Below are 20,192 nucleotides of genomic sequence, written 5' to 3' on the forward strand. Positions count from 1 at the left end.
TTTCAATTTTGTATTTCACTCACCACTCACTATTGACTACTCCCCATATCAGTCCGGTTTTTTTCCATCTAAAAAAGTATTGATGGTGCTTATCTGCGTTTTATCATTTTCGTCCGTTTTAACCGTATAATTGCTGTAAAATTTCTCAACCGATGCCAGTGCATCCTTTAAATGAAAATTGCGGCGAACATAAGCCGGCACAGTTTCAAACTCATTGTTTTGGTCGGCAGCATTTACATTGTACGACAAGTTGCGCAACTTGTTTAAACGTTCTGCTGCACGGCGCTTTTGATCTTCAACCTCGTCCTGCATCGCAGGTTCCTCGGCAGAATAGCTTTCGCTTTGAGCTGATCGTGCCACGGGCTTGTTCGCCGCATTAGGATCTTTAATCACCATTTGCATTTCATTCATCTGCCCGTCGGCCGGTGTATTCGTTTGCAAAGGCGATGGTTCTTCAACAGGGTTAGTTTTGGATTGTAATTGATCAGATTCCTCAGCATAGATATTGGATGGTTTTGATAAATAACCACCTGACGTCGGGGTGGTGCTAGCTTCTTTATTTAATATGGTATAATGATCAGCTTGCGAAATTACGGGTTCAGTGCTTGCAGGTAAACGCTCAGTGTTGGTTTCAATGGCTATGGAAGGCGATGAAGGTAATGAAGTTATTGATAAACTCAATATTTCTTTATCATCGTTTTTTGTTTTTTCGATGGATGGAGAAACGGCAGCTAAATCCATAAAATCCTTTGTTTCAGCTACTTCTATTATTTGCGGCGCCATGGGATCTATTATGGCTTCCACCACCACAGGCGCTTCTTTTTGCTTTGGCTCATTTCCGTCAAGGGTAAGAATGATCTTTTCCTCTTTGTCCTGTTCCTTTTTTTCAATGGGATCATTGATGGCAGCTTTGTTCTCAAAGCCTGTTGCAATGAGGGTAATACCTATTTTATCGCCCAGTGAATTATCATAACCCAATCCCATAATTACATTGGTGTGCTCACCTGCCTGGCTTAACAAATAGTTCTGAATCGTATCTACCTCATCCATTGTAAATTCAGTTCCGCCTTCGGCAGAATTGATATTGATCAATATCCATTTGGCGCCGCGGATATCATTATCATTGAGCAACGGAGAATTAATAGCATCCTGTATAGCTTTTTGCGCACGGTTTTCGCCATCCGCAGTAGCGCTGCCCAGTATGGCCACACCACCGTCACGCATAACCGTACATACATCAGCAAAGTCAACATTGATCTGCCCGGTTGAGTTAATTACATCTGTAATACATTTAGCCGCAGTGGCCAGCACATTATCCGCTTTTGAAAAAGCGGCACGCATGGTAAGGTTACCATACTGGTGACGCATTTTATCGTTGCTGATCACCAGCAGGGTATCAACATAATCTTTTAATTTATTGATACCTTCTTCGGCCTGCGCAAATCTTTTTTTGCCTTCATAGGCGAAAGGTGTAGTAACTATTCCTACGGTAAGTATCCCCAGGTCTTTGCATATTTTAGCCAGTATAGGAGCGCCTCCTGTACCTGTGCCGCCGCCCATACCTGCAGTAATAAATGCCATCTTGGTGTTTACTTCCAGGATGCGTCTTATTTCTTCCAAGCTTTCTTCAGTTGCCTGCCTTCCGATATCAGGATTGGCACCCGCTCCAAGCCCCTGTGTGAGCATGGGCCCCAGTTGCACTTTATTGGGTACTTTACTTAATGCCAGTGCCTGCGCATCTGTATTGCAGATAATAAAATTTACGCCTTCAATATCCTGGCTAAACATGTAGTTCACTGCGTTGCTTCCGCCGCCCCCAACGCCAATTACTTTAATGATGGAGGATTTCTCTTTAGGCAAATCAAAGTGTATCATAATAACGGTTAATTTAATCTTATCAGTGCTTTACTAAATAAGAGATTGTGAAGTAATGGGTGGTTCGTATTTTGAAATGATGGTTTTAATGAAAATGGTTTACTGCTTGTGAAAGCCTGCTGCCTGCGGGTTCGCTTTTTCACCCGCTTATTATTTCAGTTGTTCGTCTCCTTCCTCTTTAAACAATTCTATTAACCCGCCTTTAATGGAATCCATAAATTCTTTAAGACTTTTAGTACGTTTTTTTGTTTTTTCAGCACCAATGCCTTTTTCTTTTGCTTTTGTTTTCCGGGTATTGTGCTCTTCAGCTTTTTCTTCCTTTGGGATGAGCGTTTTATATTTTTCTTTATCTATGGAATTCTCGTATACATTATATCCCTTTAATATTAATCCTATACAGGTGGCATACATGGGCCGGGTTAATTCTTCAATATGTCCGGATGCCAGGTGTTCGTTGGGGAAACCTATTCGTGCATCAAGCCCGGTTACATATTCGGCAAGCTGAATAAGATGTTTAAGCTGTGAGCCGCCGCCGGTAAGAATAATGCCACCATTGAGCATTTTGTTTTCCAGCCCCACCTGTTTAAGATGGTAGGTAACAAAGTCTAATATTTCGCTCATTCTGGCCTGTATAATGCCTGCAAGATTTTTTACGCTGATCTCCTTCGGCGTCATGCCTCGAAGTCCCGGAATAGTGATATAGGCATTGCTTTTGGCTTCCTCTGCCAAAGCGCTTCCAAACTGCACTTTCATTTGTTCTGCCTGTGTTTTTAAAACACCCAGACCGGTTTTAATATCATTGGTAATATTTTCACCACCAAAAGGAATAACGGCTGTGTGTTTTAAAATGCCTTCATAAAACACAGCCAGGTCCGTAGTGCCACCACCAATATCCACGATCACTACGCCCGCTTCAAGGTCCTGTTCGCACATTACAGCGGCAGCCGATGCCAGGGGTTGCAACACCAGGTCTTTTACGGAGAGTGCAGATTTTTCCACACTCCTGTTGATATTGCGGATAGCATTTCTGTCGCCCGTAATAATATGAAAATTGGCGCCCACTTTTACACCGCTGTAACCTATAGGGTTGGTGATATTCTGAAAATTATCTACGGTAAATTCCTGCGGTATCACATCAATAATCTGGTCGCCTGCAGGAATATAAGTTTTGTACTGGTTGTAAATCAACTGGTCAATTTCGCTTTGTGCAATTTCTTCATCAGTATCATGCCTTACAATATCGCCCCTTGTTTGCAAACTTTTAATATGATGACCTGCGATGCCTACGTACACTTCGCTGATCTCGAGATGCGGATTGGAGGCATAACAATTTTCCAGTGCAGATTGAATGGCTTTAATGGTTTGATCAATATTCAATACCATGCCATGTTGTACGCCATTGCTGTTGGCACGTCCAAAGCCTAATATTTCTAATTTGCCGTATTCATTTTTTCGCCCTGCTATGGCGGCGATCTTGGTAGTTCCGATATCCAGTCCTACAATAATGGGTTGTTCAGTGTTCATGGTGGTTGGTTTATTACTTTGTGTAACTGTTGGTATTGTTTGATTGGTTTCGAATGATAATATTTCGTGTGGTATCTCTCCGTGTAGCTACCACCTGTCCCCTGTACTGCACATTAATGGCAGAGTAGGTATTCCATCCTGCTTTTGCCAGCACTTCTTTATAAAATATATACAGCTTTCTGAATTTCGATTCCAGGTTATACCCATCTCCCAGTACAATACTATGCTCCCCGATTTGCGGTGATAATTCAAATTTTTTTTGCTGTGTATAATCCACCTGCTCTATTTGTGCTATCCAAAAAGGATCTGATCTTATAAATTCACTTATCGCTCTCACCTGTAGCAGTAATACGCTGTCTGCCCTGTTCCATTTTGTTTTGTCTAACGGGCAGTTGGTGAAAACGGGTACAATTGCCGAAAACTTACTGCTCAGCGGCAGGCGCACAAACTCCTTATCTATATAATAGCTTTTGCCGCCTGTTGTAAAGATCCTTGCTAACGGCTCCCGTTCTTTTATTTTCACCTGCAATACTTCATTGTTATCAAAGAACAATTCAGCATCTTTTATCCAAACATTACCTTCCAGGGTTTGCTCCATCTGCTGCAGGTTGAATTCAGTCAATACTTTGCCTTTAATAGCAGGCATCATATTGGTGAGCATTCCCTTTATATCATTCTTATCCGCAAAAAGGTTATTCTTTATATCGGTGATCTCTATTTCCAGCCCGCTGCATACTTTATCGTCCCTCTTGCGTATAGCGGCAATCAGCAGCACCACCAGTGCTACTCCTGCCCCTACCCATAAGGTGGCAGCAATAAACCTCCATATTTTTCTTTTGCTTAGCCGCATATTGTTAAAGACGTTTTTATCTCTCCCCATTCACTATTCACCACTCACTGCCTCATCTTCTCCAGTATTTCTTTTACAGGCTCAACCAGTTGATCAATGTCTCCCGCTCCTGCAGTAATTAAAAGGTTGGGGTTGTTTTGATCATACTTATCTTTTATCCAGTTCAGCACTGCTTCCTTATTCAGCAGATGTTTATAGTTGTTTTTCATTTTGTCAAATATCAGCCCGCTGGTTACTCCTTCTACCGGTAATTCTCTTGCAGGATAAACCGGTAACAATACCACTTCATCTGCCATGTCGAGACTTGCCGCAAATGCTTCAGCGAAGTCCCTGGTACGGCTGAATAAATGGGGCTGAAAAACCACTGTGCATTTTTTATTCGCGAACAACAGTTTCGCGCCTTTTATTAGGGCTTCCAGTTCTGCAGGGTGATGCGCATAATCATCAACATATACCGTTGCATTTTTTTCTGAAGGAGGGATGATGTATTCAAACCTCCGCTTTACTCCTTTGAAAGCTGCTACGGCCGCTTTAATTTTTTCATCTTCAATATGCAATTGCTTTGCAATAGCAATGGCAGCAACAGCATTTTCAATATTGTGCAAACCACCCATATTCAGTTCTATATCCTTTAGCCATTCGTTTTTTATATGCATGTCAAATACATAGCCTCCTTCCTTATTCCTAATATTAGCTGCGTATACGTCAGCGTTATTGCTCTGCAGGCTGTACGTAAAATGATAATCTGCTTTAAGGTCATTTTCTCTTGTTAGTCCCCATTTGCTAAATAGCACACCTCCTTTTTTTACTTTACCTGCAAAATCAACAAAGGCCTGCTGCATTTCGTCTTCTGTACCATATATATCTAAGTGGTCGGCATCCATTGCGCTGATAACAGCTATATCGGGATGGAGTTTTAAAAAGCTTCTGTCGTATTCATCTGCTTCCACCACGCATACATTTCTTTCACTGCTCCAGAAATTACTGTTATAGTTGGCTGCTATGCCGCCCAAAAAGGCATTACATCCATAACCCGAATGGCGGAGCAGATGCGCCGTCATAGTAGTAATGGTCGTTTTGCCATGTGTTCCTGCTACGCATATGTTAAAAGAACTTTTGGTGATCTCACGCAGCACATCGCTTCGCTTTAAAAGGGTATAGCCGTTTTGCTTATAATACAGCAATCCTTTATGCCCTTTCGGAATAGCCGGCGTATATACTACTATGTCAGCTTCTTTAGCTATATGTTTTTCATCATCTTCATAGTGCACTGTTATTCCTTCTTTTACCAGTTGCTTTGTTAACGCTGTTTCCGTTTTATCGTAACCACTTACTTTTTTCCCCTTTGCTTTAAAATATCTTGCCAGCGCACTCATGCCTATCCCCCCGATACCTATAAAATAAACTTCCTTTATGTTATTAATTTCTTTCATTTTTCTATCGGTTCAAATCGCTTCCAGCACTTCTTTTGCAATCATTTCATCTGCATTGGTTACAGCCAACCGGGCGATATTGTTTTTTAATTGCTGCCGTTCTGTATCATTTAAGGCCAGCGCTATCGCCTTTCCTGCTAAAACGGTTTTTGCTTCACTGTCTTTAACAACCAGCGCGGCCTGCTTTTTTGCTAAACGATCAGCATTTACCGTTTGATGGTCTTCGGCTGCAAACGGAAAGGGTACAAATATTACCGCCTGTTTTGCTACGCACAATTCCGCAACCGACATGGCTCCCGACCTGGATATTACTACATCAGCAGCAGCAAAAGCATTTTCCATCCTGGTTATAAAATCATTCGTCCATATATTTTCCTTTCCGCGTGCCAACTGTTTCGCCTGTTCCGCAAATGGTTTCCCGGTTTGCCATATTAACTGCAGTTCATTTTTTTCAAAATCCGGTATATGTGCTGCAATAGCTTCATTAATAGATTTCGCACCAAGACTTCCGCCGGTTACCAAAATCGTTTTCTTTCCGGGGTCCAATCCAAAAAAAAGAAGCGCTTCCTCCCGGCTGATGCTGCTCTTCACGATCGCTTCCCTTACAGGGTTACCGGTAACCAATATTTTCCCGGACGGGAAAAATTTTTCCATACCATCGCTGCCTGTGAAAATCTTAGTCGCTCTTTTGCCCAGCAGTATATTTGTTTTTCCGGCAAATGAATTGGCTTCATGGATGAAAGTGGCTATGCCATTTTGCTGTGCATAACGGAGCACGGGAAAGCTGGAATAGCCGCCAACCCCAATTACCCCATCGGGCTTAAATTCATTCACGATCTTTCGTACCTGCAAAAAGCTTTTAATGAGCTTAAATGGCAATCCAATATTTTTGATCAAAGAACTGCGGTTGAATCCTGCGATATCCAAACCCCTAATGGTATAGCCGGCCTGCGGTACCTTTTCCATTTCCATTTTTCCTTTCGCTCCTGCAAACAGTATCTCTATAGTACTATCCCTTTTTTTTAATGCATTGGCAATGGCTATCGCCGGAAAAATATGCCCTCCTGTTCCTCCTCCTGCTATAATTATTTTTTTTGCCAACGCTTTTTATTTTATAATTCACCGTTTTTTTGCGTGTCTTCAGCCGCTGCTTTCCCTTCTAATTTTTCCGCGTTTCTTGCCACGCTTAATATAATTCCTATAGACATACAGGTAAATAAAAAGCTGCTACCGCCCATACTCACCAACGGTAAGGGTACGCCCGTAACAGGAAACAGGTTTACGTTTACCGCCATATTAACCAGTGCCTGTATAACCAGCGTAAAACTCAGGGCCAGGGCCAGAAAAGCGCCAAAAGCAAAAGGGCATTTTTTAAAAATGCGTATGCTCCTGAATAAGAACAGCAGGTACATAAACAATATCAGCACGCCACCCACCAATCCGTATTCCTCAATAATAATGGCATATATAAAATCACTATAAGGATGCGGTAAAAAATTGCGCTGCTCACTATTGCCGGGTCCAAGTCCAAACCATCCGCCTTTGGCAATGGCGATTTTTGCCTGCTGCACCTGGTAGGCGGTTTCTATTTTATCGGCATAAGCAAAATCCTGAATGCGTTTTATCCATGTTGGTATACGGCCAACACTCAACACGGCCGGCAAATCTTTTGATTGATGATCTGCTTTGTCGTAATAAGCAAAAGCAATACTTACTAAAAAAATCAATGGTATTAATGCAATGCCTATAGTTGCTGCTATGTGCTTAAGGTTTACCCTGCCAATGAACATTAACATCAGGCTGGTAGCTCCGATCAGTAATGCGGTTGATAAATTAGCCGGCGCAATTAATGCACAGATAATAGCAACAGGTATGATAAGCGGAAGAAACCCCTGCTTAAAGTCTTTAATATCGTTTTGCGAACGGCTGAGCTGCCGCGACAGGTACATGAATAACGCCAGCCTGGCAAGGTCCGAAGTTTGAAAGGTAAGATTAATGATGGGCAGTTTGATCCAGCGGCTGCCTTCATTAATTTCGGCTCCAAAAAAAAGTGTATAGATTAATAATGGTATGGAAATAACAAACAGGATTAATGCGGCCCGTGAGTATAATGTATAGTTGATGCGGTGCGCAAAGTAAATGATCATAAAGCCGATAGCTGTAAACGCGAACTGCTTGAACAGGTAGGATTCGGCACTTTTAGACAAACGGTAAGCAAGGGTGCCTGTACTGCTGTATATGACCAGCAGGCTGACCAGGGCAAGCAGTATTACCGCTACCCAGATCACTTTGTCGCCCCTCGTTTTATTAAATAATGCCTGCATAATTAATTTGAAATTGCTTTTACTACTTACTACTTATAATTCCCTTACCGCTTCTTTAAACTGCCTTCCCCTGTCTTCATAGTTTTTAAACAGGTCAAAACTCGAGCAGGCCGGACTAAGCAACACCACATCGCCTTTATTGGCCAAATGAAAAGCGGCATGAACCGCTTCTTTTGCGCTGGCCGTATTTACCATCACTTCCACATCTTTACCAAACGCTTCATGAATTTTCCGGTTATCAACACCCATGCACACAATTGCTTTTACTTTTTCTTTTACCAGTTCCAGCATGGAACTGTAATCGTTGCCTTTATCAATTCCACCCAGTATCAGTATTACCGGCTGATTCATACTTTCCAGCGCGTACCACGTGCTGTTGACATTGGTGGCTTTGCTGTCGTTAATAAACTCAACGCCCCGCACGGTAAGTACTTTTTCCATGCGGTGTTCAAGGCTTTCAAAATTTTCAACAGCTTCACGGATTTTTTCTTTTCTTATACCGATGGTCATTCCTGCCAATCCTGCCGCCATGGTGTTGTACTGGTTGTGCTTTCCCTTTATGGCAAAGTCCAGCACACTCATAACAAATTCTTCTTTATCTAAATGCATTATCATATTATTTTCGCTCACATAAGCTCCTTTTGGTAGTTCGTATTGCATAGTAAATGGCAGTGGGTTAGAAAGTAATGGATTTGTTTCCAGGTGCTTTGTTATCACAGGGTCGTCTGCACAATAGATGAAATAATCTTTGTGCGTTTGGTTTTTTATAATATTGAATTTTGAACGGATATAATTTTCAAACCTGTATTCATAGCGGTCTAAGTGATCTTCCGTTATATTCAGCAACACCGCTATATCCGCATTAAAGGTTTCTATGTCATCTAACTGAAAGCTGCTGATCTCCACCACGTACAGCGGTTTTGGATCCAGCGCTACCTGCCTTGCAAATGAATAACCAATATTGCCCACTATGGCACAATCCATTCCGCCTGTTTTGCATATATGCCCTGTTAAAGCCGTAGTAGTGCTTTTTCCATTGCTACCCGTAATGGCTATTATTTGGCTCTCACCTTTATAGCGGTATGCCAGTTCTATCTCGCTGATCACTTTAATACCCTTTGCTTTTATTTTTTGTACCAGTTCATTTTTTTCCGGTATACCCGGGCTTTTTACTACTTCATCCGCATTTAATATTTTTTCTTCTGAATGTTTCCTTTCTTCAAATACAATATTATGCTGCTGCAATTCGTTTTTATAGTGCTCCTGTATGGTGCCGGCATCCGAAACAAAAACATCAGCTCCCTGCTTGCGGCAAAGGATAGCTGCTCCAACACCGCTTTCGCCGCTGCCTAATATGACCACTCTTTTTGCCATTCACCTCTTATTAAAAAAAGGGTTTTTTAAACGGATTGATATTCACTGTAATATTTTTCATGCTGTCTTTTTATACTTCACTTATACTGTTGTTACTAATCATTTTCTTTTGGTTTACCGCATTTTAAATGTGGCTATAGCAAACAATACACACAACACTGTTACAATCCAGAAACGTACGGCAATCTTACTTTCGTGATAACCCAGTTTCTGGTAATGATGATGGAGCGGGCTTATTAAAAATATCCGCCTCCCTTCGCCGTATTTTCGCTTCGTATATTTGAAATAACTCACCTGCAGCATTACACTCAGGTTTTCTACCAGGAACACACCGCAAAAAATAGGTATCAGTAATTCTTTGCGTACAATAATGGCCAGCGATGCAATGATACCTCCAAGTGCAAGGCTGCCGGTATCGCCCATAAATACCTGTGCCGGGTAAGCGTTATACCACAAAAAGCCTATGCATCCCCCCACGAATGCACCAACAAAAACAGACAATTCCCCGAGGTTGGGGATATACATGATGTTCAGGTATTCTGCAAACCGCGTACTGCCGCTTACATATACAAATATGCCCAGGCAGGCGCCGATCAATGCGCTTACTCCCGCCGCAAGCCCGTCTAATCCATCGGTAATATTGGCCCCGTTGGATACTGCCGTTATAATAAAAGTCACCGCTATAATATATATAATCCAGGTGTACTTATCCGCCCCTTCACCTATCCAGCTAATGAGCCTGCTGTAATTGAACTCGTGGCTTTTTACAAAGGGAATAGTGGTGATGGGTGTTTTTACAATAGCATACCGGTGTTCTTTTCCTTCCATGGTTACTATAGTATCGCCTACTTTCTTTTCACCCCTCTTCAAAAAATCTGCTTTGATGGTAGTAGCCTGGGGATCATAGTACTCTCTCCACACTACTACTCTGTCATTAAAATATAATGTTGCTCCTATAATAATCCCCAGACCCACCTGCCCGATGATTTTTGTCATGCCTGCCAGCCCGTCGCTGTCTTTCTTTTTATATTTTTCTCCTTTTGCAATAGCGGTTTTCCTGGCTTTCAACTTCAGGTAATCATCCATGAACCCGATAAAGCCCAGCCAAACCGTGCATAAAAGCATCAGGTGTATGTATAGTTTGCTTAAATCGGCAAACAGCAGGGTGGGAATAAGTATAGCCAGTAAAATAATGATACCGCCCATGGTAGGCGTTCCTTTTTTTTGTTGCTCTCCCTGCAAACCCAGTTCACGTACACTTTCGCCTACCTGTTTTTTTTGCAGCAGGTTAATAATGCGTTTGCCATACAGGGTAGATATTAAAAGCGACAGCAATACCGCCAGCAATACCCTGAAAGTAATGAACTGCATCAACCCGCTTCCCGGGAATTTAATGCCCTCATCTCTTAACCAGTCAAAAAAATAGTACAGCATGTGCGCTTTATTTTTAATTAACCCTTATTTTTATTTTGTCCGCGAAGCAAAAAAGCAATCTTGTTTTAACGCTTTACAGCAGCTTATTTTTCCAGCAATGCAAACATCTCCTTCAACACCTGCTTGTCGTCAAAAGGATATTTTACTCCTTTGATCTCCTGGTATTTTTCGTGCCCTTTCCCGGCTATCAATACTATATCTTCTTCATCTGCCAGGGCAACTGCTGTTTTAATGGCTTCTTTTCTGTCGGTAATGGATATATACTTTCTTTTTGCCGATGGTTGCAAACCATTTTCCATATCCTGTATAATAGCATCCGCTTCTTCGCTTCTTGGATTGTCCGATGTAAACACCACTTTATCGCTGTGGTTGCAGGCAACTTCAGCCATTACCGGCCGCTTCGTTTTATCCCTATCGCCACCACAACCCACTACCGTTATTATTTTTTCGTGTCCCTGCCTTAATTTTTTTACAGTCGTCAATACATTTAATAATGCATCAGGAGTATGCGCATAGTCTACTATGCCAATGATTTTTTCTTTTGGAGAAATAATATATTCAAATCTTCCCTCGGCGCCCGTTAGGTTGCTCAGAATCTGCAATACTTTGTATTTTTCTTCTCCCAGGCACAGGGCCGCACCGTATACAGCCAGCAGGTTATAGGCATTAAATTCACCAATAAGCCTGAAATGGACTTCCTGGTCATTTATATTAAGCTGTAAACCGGTAATGCTGTTATCTATTATCTTTCCTTTGAAGTCTGCCATTGTACGCAGGCTGTAGAAATATTTTTTGGCAGCAGTATTTTGTAACATTACCGCGCCTCTTTTATCATCTGCATTGCTGATGGCAAACGCATCAGGATGCAGGTTGTCGAAAAATGATTTTTTTACACGGATATATTCATCAAAGTTTTTGTGATAATCCAGGTGGTCGTGTGTGATATTGCTGAACAGGGCGCCTGAAAAATGCAGGCCCGTTATCCTGTGCTGGTGTATGGCATGGCTGCTGCATTCCATAAATACATGTGTGCACCCTTCTTCAAGCATTTGCTTCATTAAAGCGTTAATGCTAATTGCATCGGGTGTGGTATGCGTGGCAGGAACAATATTTTCGCCTATCTGGTTTTGTACTGTCGAAAGTAATCCGCAGCGATATCCCAGTTCGCTGAATAATTTGAAAAGCAATGTAGCGATGGTCGTTTTTCCATTGGTTCCGGTTACACCTGTTACTTTCATTTTGGACGAAGGAGCGCCAAAGAAATTATTGGCCATATACCCCGCAGCTACAGCGCTGTTTTCTACCTGCACATAGGTAACCGTTTCTTTTTTTGTTGCCGGCAATTGTTCGGCAATAATAGCTGTTGCTCCTTTTTGAATAGCTGCATCAATATATGCATGCCCGTCCTGCGCATTTCCTTTTATAGCAATAAAGCAGCTTTTTTTCGACACTTTTCCTGAGTCAATCTGTAAATCCTTCACCACGGCGCCCATATTACCCTGCACCGAACGAATATTTACCCTGTACAATATGTCCTGTAATGCTGCCATATCTTTTATACCAACCCCCTTTTTCTTATGTCTTTTACCGCTGTGCTAATTCAGTTCAAGTGCTATGGTTTGCCCCCTGTTGAAGCCCAATCCGGCTTCCAAAGACTGACTAACCACTTTGCCCTTACCCTTAACCGCTACTTTCATACTCATGTTTTCCAGTAAATGCAGGGCATCTTTTAATCCCATTCCCGTTACATCGGGTATGGTTTGTTTACTGATGCTTAAATGTTTTATTACCGGCGTGTACTCATTATTGGTTACCACGCCCCATTTACCGGTTGTTATTGAATCTTTATACTGAACATTCATTGCTTCCAGCACATTTTTAATTTCGCTGCCATAACCGCTCCACCTGTAATTATTACTGTCGGTGGCTGCTTTTGTAATGAACAACTGTTGTTCATCTGTACTTTCGGCATATAACTTGTCGGCAATTTCCCTGAATACAGGAGCCGCTACTGCCCCGCCAAAATATTTGGCTGCGTGAGGCTTGTTTTTAATGACTACTATACAGGAATATTTTGGGTTTTTGACCGGGAAATAACCTGCAAATGAAGACTGGTATACAGCATCTCCATATTTGAATTTTCCATCGTTCACTTTGGTTGTACCTGTTTTTCCTGCAGCATAGTATACCGCATCCTTAAAAACCAATTTAGCCGTACCTTCTGTACAAACAGCATTCAGACAATCTTTTAGCTGCCGCAGTGTTTCTTCTGAGCATATATTTTCATTCAGTGCCTGTGGTTCAAACTGGTGTAGCACATTGCCGTCTTTTTCTACCTGGCTTACCAAATAAGGTTTCATCAGTTTGCCATTGTTGGCAACGGCATTGTATACCATCAGCAATTGCAGGGGGCTTAGCATTACTTCATACCCAAAACCCATAGAGGGAAGTGTTTGCAAATGCCAGTCTTTACGGGATGGATTTTTTACCAGTGGCCTGAATTCTTCTTTCAAGTCTATACCTGTGCGTGAAGTAAGCTGCAGTGCTTCATAATGTTTTATAAACTGTGCAGGATTTTTGGAATAGTAATTATAAGCGAGTTTGGCCATAGCGACATTACTGCTGTGCTCAAATGCTTCCTTTATAGTAAGCAAACTTTTTGGCGACTTTTCCGCATCCCTGATCTTCCTCCCGTTCAGTATCCAGGTGCCATCATTGATATCAATCATATCTGAAGTAGTAGCGTATTTATCTTCCAGAACAGCCAGGAGCGTAACGAGCTTTATAACAGATCCCGGTTCGGATGTTTTTAATGCATAGTTGTCTATTTCAAAGTAGGAGCCATCGGACATGCGCCCCAGGTTGGCAATCGCTTTTATTTTTCCTGTAGCTACTTCCATTACCACCGCGCAACCTTCTAATGCTTCATTAGAAATCATCATCCGCATTAAAGCGGTTTGCGTAATATCCTGTATGTTCACGTCAAGGGTGGTTACAATATCTTTACCATTCTCAGGTTCAATTTCAGATCCTTCAACCGGCACAAAAGCGCCGCCGGATATGCGGCGAACCAAACGTTTACCCGATACACCTTTTAACAAACTGTCGTAGGTTTTTTCGAGCCCTACATTTTGGGTTACCACCTGCTTATCATTATTTACATAGGCTCTGGACAGGCCAATGGTGCGGTTGGCCAGCAGCCCAAAAGGGGTAAGGCGTTTTTCCATATCTTCTGCAATGAACCCGCTTTTGTTCCTGCCCAGTCTTACTAAAGGCAGCTCACGTAAAGCCTGGTATTGTTCGAAACTCACTTTTTTCTTTAGCAGAAAGTAGCGCTCTTTTTTGCGGTATCCTGTTTCCAATAATTTTTTGTATGCCGCGGTGTTCTTGTCTTTAAAAATATCTGCCAATCCTGCGGAAAGGGAATCAATATTTTCCTTAAATCTTTTTCCATCCTTTTCGCGGAGTCCGTCTGCCATAAAATCAATACGGATGTCAAAGAATGGAATGGAAGTACTTAACATGCTTCCATCTTCACTGTAAATGGTTCCCCTGTCTGCATCAAGGGCACGGTATTCAAGATGAAGGCTATCACTCAGGTCTTTCCAGTAGTTACCCTGGAATTGCTGAATGTAAAAAGCCTTGCCTATTACGCAAAGGCTCAATACCACTATGCCCAGAAAGCAGAGGTAAACCCGCCATAATATGTCTTTTTTTATTTCCAAAATGGTATCGGCAGCCGTCATTCATGTTTAAACTTTTGACGGGCCGTTTTTGTTTTATTTATTTTTCCTTTTCTATAATTTTAACCGGGGGTTCTTTCAATTCTTTTAAACCTAATGGTTCAACAGCTTTTGCCAGTTCACTTTGTTTGCCCCGCATCATCAGTTCGCCTTTTACTGTTTTGTATTCGTACTGCAATTCTTTTAATGCTTTGGCACTGCGGTTGATGTCTTTAATGGTATTTTCTGCATAATGCCCGTTATATATATATACAACTGCCAGTATGGCCAGAAAAAGAAAAAAGTATATGTTTTTAACCACCCACTGGTAGTTAAGCCATTTTTTAACTCCACCTGCTAAGGATGAAGGTTCATCATACTTGATATTTTCTGTATCCGGCATTATATATATTTATAAATACTGTTGTTTTATTTTCTTTCTGCTACTCTTAGTTTCGCGCTGCGGCTTCTTGGATTTGCGGTTATTTCAGCCGTTGAAGGCAGTATTGGTTTTTTAGTAATGATAAGAAAAGGACTGTCTGGTTTTGTGCCATATAACGAATCGGTTGCTGTTTCCTCAAAACTTCCGTTCCGAAAAAAAAGCTTTACCATCCTGTCTTCAATACTGTGAAACGTTATAATGGCTATACGGCCACCTTTCTTAAGGAGAGAAGGGAGTTGTTGCAGCATTTCCCGTAAGGACCCCATTTCATCATTCACTGTAATGCGCAAAGCCTGAAATACCTGGGCAAAGTATTTATTGGGATTACCTTTTACCACCGAAGAGACTGCATTTTTAAACTCATTTACCGATTTAATGGATACCAACTGCCTTTGTTGTACAATTGTTTTAGCAAGGGTTTTGGCGTTCGTTACTTCTCCATACTGTTCAAACATTTTATGCAACTGTTGTTCGGTATAGCTGTTGATTATGGCGGCGGCGGTAAGTTCCTGACGCTGATCCATGCGCATGTCTAACAACGATTCATCAAAACGGGTAGAGAACCCGCGCGTAGCTTCATCAAACTGGTGACTGGATACGCCAAGATCGGCTATTATGCCATCTACCGTCTCTATTTTATGAAGCCGGAGGAATTTTTGAAGATGACGAAAATTATGCGGCACAAAGATGATGCGGGGGTCATCGGGTACATTGAGCCTGGCATCCTGGTCCTGGTCAAAAGCAATGAGTTTGCCTGCATTGTTTAATTGAGACAGGATGGCCCTGCTGTGCCCCCCACCGCCAAAAGTACAGTCGGTATATACCCCATCGGGTTTAACTTGCAAAGCCTCAATAAGTTCACCGGCCAAAACAGGTATATGATATGCTTGATCCATTGTGGTAAATTAAAGGTGAAAAGCCAGTGTGGAAAATGGTGGTTTCCGCTTTGACCTTTCACCTCCTGACACTATGCTATTATACCTGCCCGCTTTTATCCGTCATTACTTCCTGAGCCAACTGGCTGAATGCTTCGGGTGAAAAAGTGTCAAAGAACTGCTGATACTTACTTTTATCCCAGATTTCAATTTTATCGAAGGCCGAAACCAATACAATATCTTTTTGCAGGCTGGCGTACTCCATCAAATTTTTGGGTAACAACAATCTCCCTGCACTATCCAGTTCCAGCGTTATCCCATTTAAAAAGTAGCGGCGGAATTCGCGTACTTTTGGATCAAAATCACTTTTTCTTCCTATGTCTTCAAAAATTGGTTCCCAGTTTTTCATCGGGTACAGGGTTAAGCAACGCTCAAATCCCCTGTTAATAAAGAAGCTACCGGTTTCCCCTTCCGGGATTTGCCTTTTAAATCCTGTTGGAAGGAGAAACCGACCTTTTGCGTCCAGAGTAGCTTCATATTCCCCTAAAAACCGTATCATTTATAAAGAGTTATACTTAATTCCCATTTATCCCCACAAAATAACACATTTTCCCACCTAAAACGCAGGTTTTAATTTAATTATTTTATCCACAGTAAACTTTTTTTTAGAAACCCTTTACCACAAAGTATTTAAGCCGCTTTTTAGGATATGATTTTATGATAATACCTGCAAATAATGTGAATAGCTGTGGATAAATGTGAATTGTTATTAAGGATAGCCGGCTTGCGCTTGCTATACTTCGGGTCCGGAGGCAGTTTTAACCTGTTCATTTCCGAGGTGGTGTTGAATGAGGTTGTGCCAAGTACGATCCGATCCCGTTATTTGCTGTGTAAGGCTAATTAAGCCAAATGGGTTTAATTTGCAAAAAATTACCGCTGCATATTTACTTCATGAATCCGAAACAACTCCAGATCAAAGATTTTACCTACACTTTACCGGAAGAAAGGATCGCCATTTACCCCTTAGCGGATCGCGATGCTTCAAAACTATTGATATATAAGCAGGGAAACATTTCCGAAGATGTATACCACAATATTGCCCTGCATTTGCCGGAAGGGGCTTTCCTGGTATTGAATGACACGCGGGTAATGGAAGCCAGACTGCTGTTTCAAAAGCCAACAGGAGGGAATATTGAGATATTTTGCCTGGCTCCCCATACACAATACGCTGATATTACTACTGCCATGCTTCAAAAGCATAGGGTATGGTGGAACTGCCTTATTGGGGGTGCATCCAAATGGAAGCGGGGAACCGTGCTGGAAAAGAAGATCGCTGCCGGTAAGGATAATATTATTTTACAGGCCTCCATTGCAGAAAGATCGGCGGATAATTTTACAGTTGAAATGTGCTGGGAACCCGGCAACTTGTCTTTTGCGGAAATATTGCATTATGCAGGTGTGATTCCGCTTCCTCCCTATATAAAGCGGGAAGCCGATAAAAAGGACGCAGAAAGATATCAAACCATTTATGCCCGGCAGCAGGGATCGGTTGCTGCACCAACAGCAGGCCTGCATTTTACGGAGAACATTTTCCAGTCTCTCGGCAAAAGGCATATTGAACATGATTTTTTAACCCTTCATGTAGGCGCCGGGACTTTTAAACCGGTAAAGTCGGAAAGCATGCAGGATCATATTATGCATGCAGAGTTTATAGATGTGCATTATGAGACCATTGAAAAATTGCTTCAAAATACCGGAAAGGTTTTTTGCGTGGGTACAACCTCTTTGCGCACTGTAGAAAGCCTGTACTGGATGGGGGTTAAAATAAAAAGAGATGCAGATATTACTGTTGATAAGCTGGCCATAACACAATGGGAAGTATATGAAGAACTTGGCGCACACAAAATACCTGTACACGAATCTTTACTGGCGGTACTGGAGTGGATGGAATACCGGGATATGAAAAGACTGCTTACACAAACACAGATAATAATGGCGCCGGGGTACGATTTTAATATTATTTCCGGGCTCATCACTAATTTTCATCAGCCACAATCCACCTTGCTGTTACTAATTGCCGCGCTTATTGGTGACGACTGGAAGAAGGTATACAGTTATGCGCTGGAAAATAATTTCAGGTTTTTAAGTTACGGAGACGGTTGTTTGTTGTTTACCTGAGCAGGGGAAACTCAAGCGTAAATGTAGAACCTTTACCCGGGGTACTTTCAACCTTTATTTTCCCCTTCTGTGCTTCCACCATGGTTTTAACATAGCTTAGCCCCAGCCCAAAGCCTTTTACGTTGTGAAGATTGCCGGTATGCGCCCTGTAAAATTTTTCAAATATCCTGTTCACCGTTTCTTTGGTCATGCCTATGCCGTTGTCTTCAATTTTTATGCGGATCGCATTACCCGTATTCTGGGTGCAGACGCGGATATGCAGCCCGCTGTCTTTTGAATATTTAATGGCGTTGTCAATAAGATTGCTAAGCAGGTTGGTAAAATGTACTTCATCGGCCTCAATTACATCTTTTGCGGCGCCGGCACTCAGCTCCGCTTTGCCATTTTTGTCTTCCATCTGCAGCCTGAAATTATCCATTACACGGTTAATAACTTCATGTACATGCTGCGGCTTCATATTAAGCTGTACTTCCTGTTTATCCAGCAAGGCAGCCTGCAATATGGTTTCCACCTGCTTGTTCATCCGTTTGTTTTCATCTTTGATGATGCTGCTGAAGTAATCCATTTTTTCCTTACTTCGCCATACTTTATCATTTTTTAATGCATCTACCGCCAGCGATATAGTGGCCAAAGGGGTTTTAAATTCGTGCGTCATATTGTTGATGAAATCGCTTTTGATCTCACTCAGCTTTTTTTGCCGCAGCATAGTTCTAACAGTAATAAAAAATGCAGTACAAATTACAAGGGTAAACAATACAGATCCCGTTATCATCCAGCTCATGGACTCCAGCAAAAAGCTTTTTACGTTTGGAACAATCACCCATAATTCCTCATCTGCAACCAGTCCTTCGGCGATGCTTCCCGAAGGGGCCGAAAGCGGAAACCAGAAGGTACGGTTTCGTGCAGTATCCGCAAGCAGTTTGCTGAAATTAAGGGTTTGCATTTCATAGTTATTGGTAATGCTGTTGCGGTTAAGTATGGCAAATTCAAAATTTGTTTTTTTTAACCCGTGCTTTTTTAACGACATTTTCAGTTTATCATACACCTGGTTGGGAGTATACCGTTGTGCAACAGTAGGCGTTTTAAGCAATTTTAAAAACTGGTCTGATGGCCATTCGGGCGATAATTTAGGGAAGCCTGAGGAGGGGAACCTGCTTGTTTGTTCTGCTATTTCCTGACCCACTTCACCTACGGCCAACTGGATATTCTGTTCGAGTTGTTCGTTTTTTATGATAAGGGCATTCTTAATGGACATGATCTGTACTACGATAATGCCAATAAGCGAAAGGGTTATAAGAATAATGATCAGTAAGTAAATTTTCTTCATCGGCCTGTAAAATTACTTTGATATTGAGTTGGGTTTAGCTTTGGTGAGTGTGATTTAACGCAATTTTACACAAGATAAGATTACAGGAAGTAGTTTGCTGTTAGCAATGATACAAAAATTAGCAAATTGCCGGCGCATTATCTGTTAAAACTTGGTTTATAAATGGATTAAACTTTTTTAAGTGATTTTTACAGCTTTAATTGCCGGGCAAAATTTTCTATACTAACTTAGAACAAATGCTTGAACCTACAACGGGTATATTATTAATTGCAGAACCTTTTCTTAAGGATACTAATTTTATGCGGACGGTTGTACTATTGTGTGACCACCAGGAGGAGGGTAGCTTTGGTTTCGTTTTAAACAAACATATTAAGCACACGCTTGATGAAATTATCCCGGAACTGGAAGGCATAAAAATACCTCTTTTTTTTGGCGGGCCGGTACAGGCTGATACACTTCATTTTTTGCATGTTTGCCCCGACCAGATACCGGGCAGCCATGAAGTAACGGATGGTATTTACTGGGGGGGCGATTTTGGGATCATTAAGGACCTGCTGCTAAAAAATAAACTCAATCAAAAAGACATTCGGTTTTATATAGGCTACTCGGGATGGGGCAGCAACCAGTTGAATGAAGAATTAAAAGGCAAAAGCTGGATTACCACTATGGCAAAACAGGACCTTGTGTTTAATTACAACGCCGAAGATATATGGAAGGAGTCGCTTAAATTACTTGGCGATGAGTATAGCTTAATGACCAATTTTCCTATTGATCCGCAATTGAATTAAAAAAAGTCCTCCGGCATTCACCTGGAGGACGCACACGCACACAGCC

The 20,192-nt window shown here is 41.7% G+C and carries 16 protein-coding genes; 2 read left to right on the top strand and 14 right to left on the bottom strand.

What is annotated here, in order from left to right:
- Positions 1-48: 48 nt before the first annotated feature.
- The 13 genes from ftsZ to mraZ all read right to left on the bottom strand — a co-directional run bounded on the left by ftsZ (position 49) and on the right by mraZ (position 16,412).
- Positions 49-1,875 (bottom strand): cell division protein FtsZ, encoded by a 1,827-nt coding sequence (gene ftsZ, locus FRX45_RS17000; protein WP_152269655.1) that lies wholly within the window; start codon positions 1,873-1,875, stop codon positions 49-51.
- 150 nt (positions 1,876-2,025) lie between these two features.
- Positions 2,026-3,399: a cell division protein FtsA gene (gene ftsA / locus FRX45_RS17005; protein WP_152269656.1), complete on the bottom strand. Its 1,374-nt coding sequence runs from the start codon at positions 3,397-3,399 to the stop codon at positions 2,026-2,028.
- Positions 3,400-3,412: 13 nt separating this feature from the next.
- On the bottom strand, positions 3,413-4,249 hold the full coding sequence (locus FRX45_RS17010) for a cell division protein FtsQ/DivIB (protein WP_152269657.1): 837 nt from the start codon (positions 4,247-4,249) through the stop codon (positions 3,413-3,415).
- A 44-nt stretch (positions 4,250-4,293) separates the two neighbouring features.
- Positions 4,294-5,682 carry a UDP-N-acetylmuramate--L-alanine ligase gene (gene murC / locus FRX45_RS17015; protein ID WP_152269658.1) on the bottom strand — a complete coding sequence of 463 codons (1,389 nt, stop codon included), beginning with the start codon at positions 5,680-5,682 and terminating at the stop codon, positions 4,294-4,296.
- A gap of 12 nt (positions 5,683-5,694) precedes the next feature.
- Positions 5,695-6,783 (bottom strand): undecaprenyldiphospho-muramoylpentapeptide beta-N-acetylglucosaminyltransferase, encoded by a 1,089-nt coding sequence (gene murG, locus FRX45_RS17020; RefSeq protein ID WP_152269659.1) that lies wholly within the window; start codon positions 6,781-6,783, stop codon positions 5,695-5,697.
- An 11-nt stretch (positions 6,784-6,794) separates the two neighbouring features.
- Positions 6,795-8,006 (bottom strand): FtsW/RodA/SpoVE family cell cycle protein, encoded by a 1,212-nt coding sequence (locus FRX45_RS17025; protein ID WP_152269660.1) that lies wholly within the window; start codon positions 8,004-8,006, stop codon positions 6,795-6,797.
- Between the two features lie 33 nt (positions 8,007-8,039).
- On the bottom strand, positions 8,040-9,380 hold the full coding sequence (gene murD / locus FRX45_RS17030; RefSeq protein WP_152269661.1) for a UDP-N-acetylmuramoyl-L-alanine--D-glutamate ligase: 1,341 nt from the start codon (positions 9,378-9,380) through the stop codon (positions 8,040-8,042).
- 114 nt (positions 9,381-9,494) lie between these two features.
- Complete coding sequence (mraY, locus tag FRX45_RS17035; RefSeq protein ID WP_152269662.1) at positions 9,495-10,814, bottom strand: phospho-N-acetylmuramoyl-pentapeptide-transferase; 1,320 nt, start codon at positions 10,812-10,814, stop codon at positions 9,495-9,497.
- A gap of 83 nt (positions 10,815-10,897) precedes the next feature.
- Positions 10,898-12,364 carry a UDP-N-acetylmuramoyl-L-alanyl-D-glutamate--2,6-diaminopimelate ligase gene (locus FRX45_RS17040; protein ID WP_152269663.1) on the bottom strand — a complete coding sequence of 489 codons (1,467 nt, stop codon included), beginning with the start codon at positions 12,362-12,364 and terminating at the stop codon, positions 10,898-10,900.
- A 45-nt stretch (positions 12,365-12,409) separates the two neighbouring features.
- On the bottom strand, positions 12,410-14,560 hold the full coding sequence (locus tag FRX45_RS17045) for a penicillin-binding protein (protein WP_226805427.1): 2,151 nt from the start codon (positions 14,558-14,560) through the stop codon (positions 12,410-12,412).
- Positions 14,561-14,597: 37 nt separating this feature from the next.
- Positions 14,598-14,939, bottom strand: coding sequence for an FtsL-like putative cell division protein (locus FRX45_RS17050; protein ID WP_152269664.1), 342 nt, complete (start codon positions 14,937-14,939; stop codon positions 14,598-14,600).
- 26 nt (positions 14,940-14,965) lie between these two features.
- On the bottom strand, positions 14,966-15,874 hold the full coding sequence (gene rsmH, locus FRX45_RS17055; protein WP_152269665.1) for a 16S rRNA (cytosine(1402)-N(4))-methyltransferase RsmH: 909 nt from the start codon (positions 15,872-15,874) through the stop codon (positions 14,966-14,968).
- A 79-nt stretch (positions 15,875-15,953) separates the two neighbouring features.
- Positions 15,954-16,412 carry a division/cell wall cluster transcriptional repressor MraZ gene (mraZ, locus tag FRX45_RS17060; protein ID WP_152269666.1) on the bottom strand — a complete coding sequence of 153 codons (459 nt, stop codon included), beginning with the start codon at positions 16,410-16,412 and terminating at the stop codon, positions 15,954-15,956.
- Positions 16,413-16,804: 392 nt separating this feature from the next.
- On the opposite strand from mraZ, the gene FRX45_RS17065 reads away from it, so the two are divergent.
- Positions 16,805-18,031: an S-adenosylmethionine:tRNA ribosyltransferase-isomerase gene (locus FRX45_RS17065; RefSeq protein WP_152269667.1), complete on the top strand. Its 1,227-nt coding sequence runs from the start codon at positions 16,805-16,807 to the stop codon at positions 18,029-18,031.
- Here FRX45_RS17065 and FRX45_RS17070 read toward each other — a convergent pair.
- Positions 18,024-19,358, bottom strand: coding sequence for a sensor histidine kinase (locus FRX45_RS17070; RefSeq protein WP_152269668.1), 1,335 nt, complete (start codon positions 19,356-19,358; stop codon positions 18,024-18,026). The genes FRX45_RS17065 and FRX45_RS17070 overlap by 8 nt on opposite strands.
- A 236-nt stretch (positions 19,359-19,594) precedes the next feature.
- Between FRX45_RS17070 and FRX45_RS17075 the strand changes: the two genes are divergently transcribed.
- Positions 19,595-20,146: a YqgE/AlgH family protein gene (locus FRX45_RS17075; protein ID WP_152269669.1), complete on the top strand. Its 552-nt coding sequence runs from the start codon at positions 19,595-19,597 to the stop codon at positions 20,144-20,146.
- Positions 20,147-20,192: the final 46 nt, after the last annotated feature.

Origin of the sequence: Agriterribacter humi (assembly GCF_009192765.1) — a bacterium.
GTDB classification, from domain to species: Bacteria; Bacteroidota; Bacteroidia; order Chitinophagales; family Chitinophagaceae; genus Agriterribacter; species Agriterribacter humi.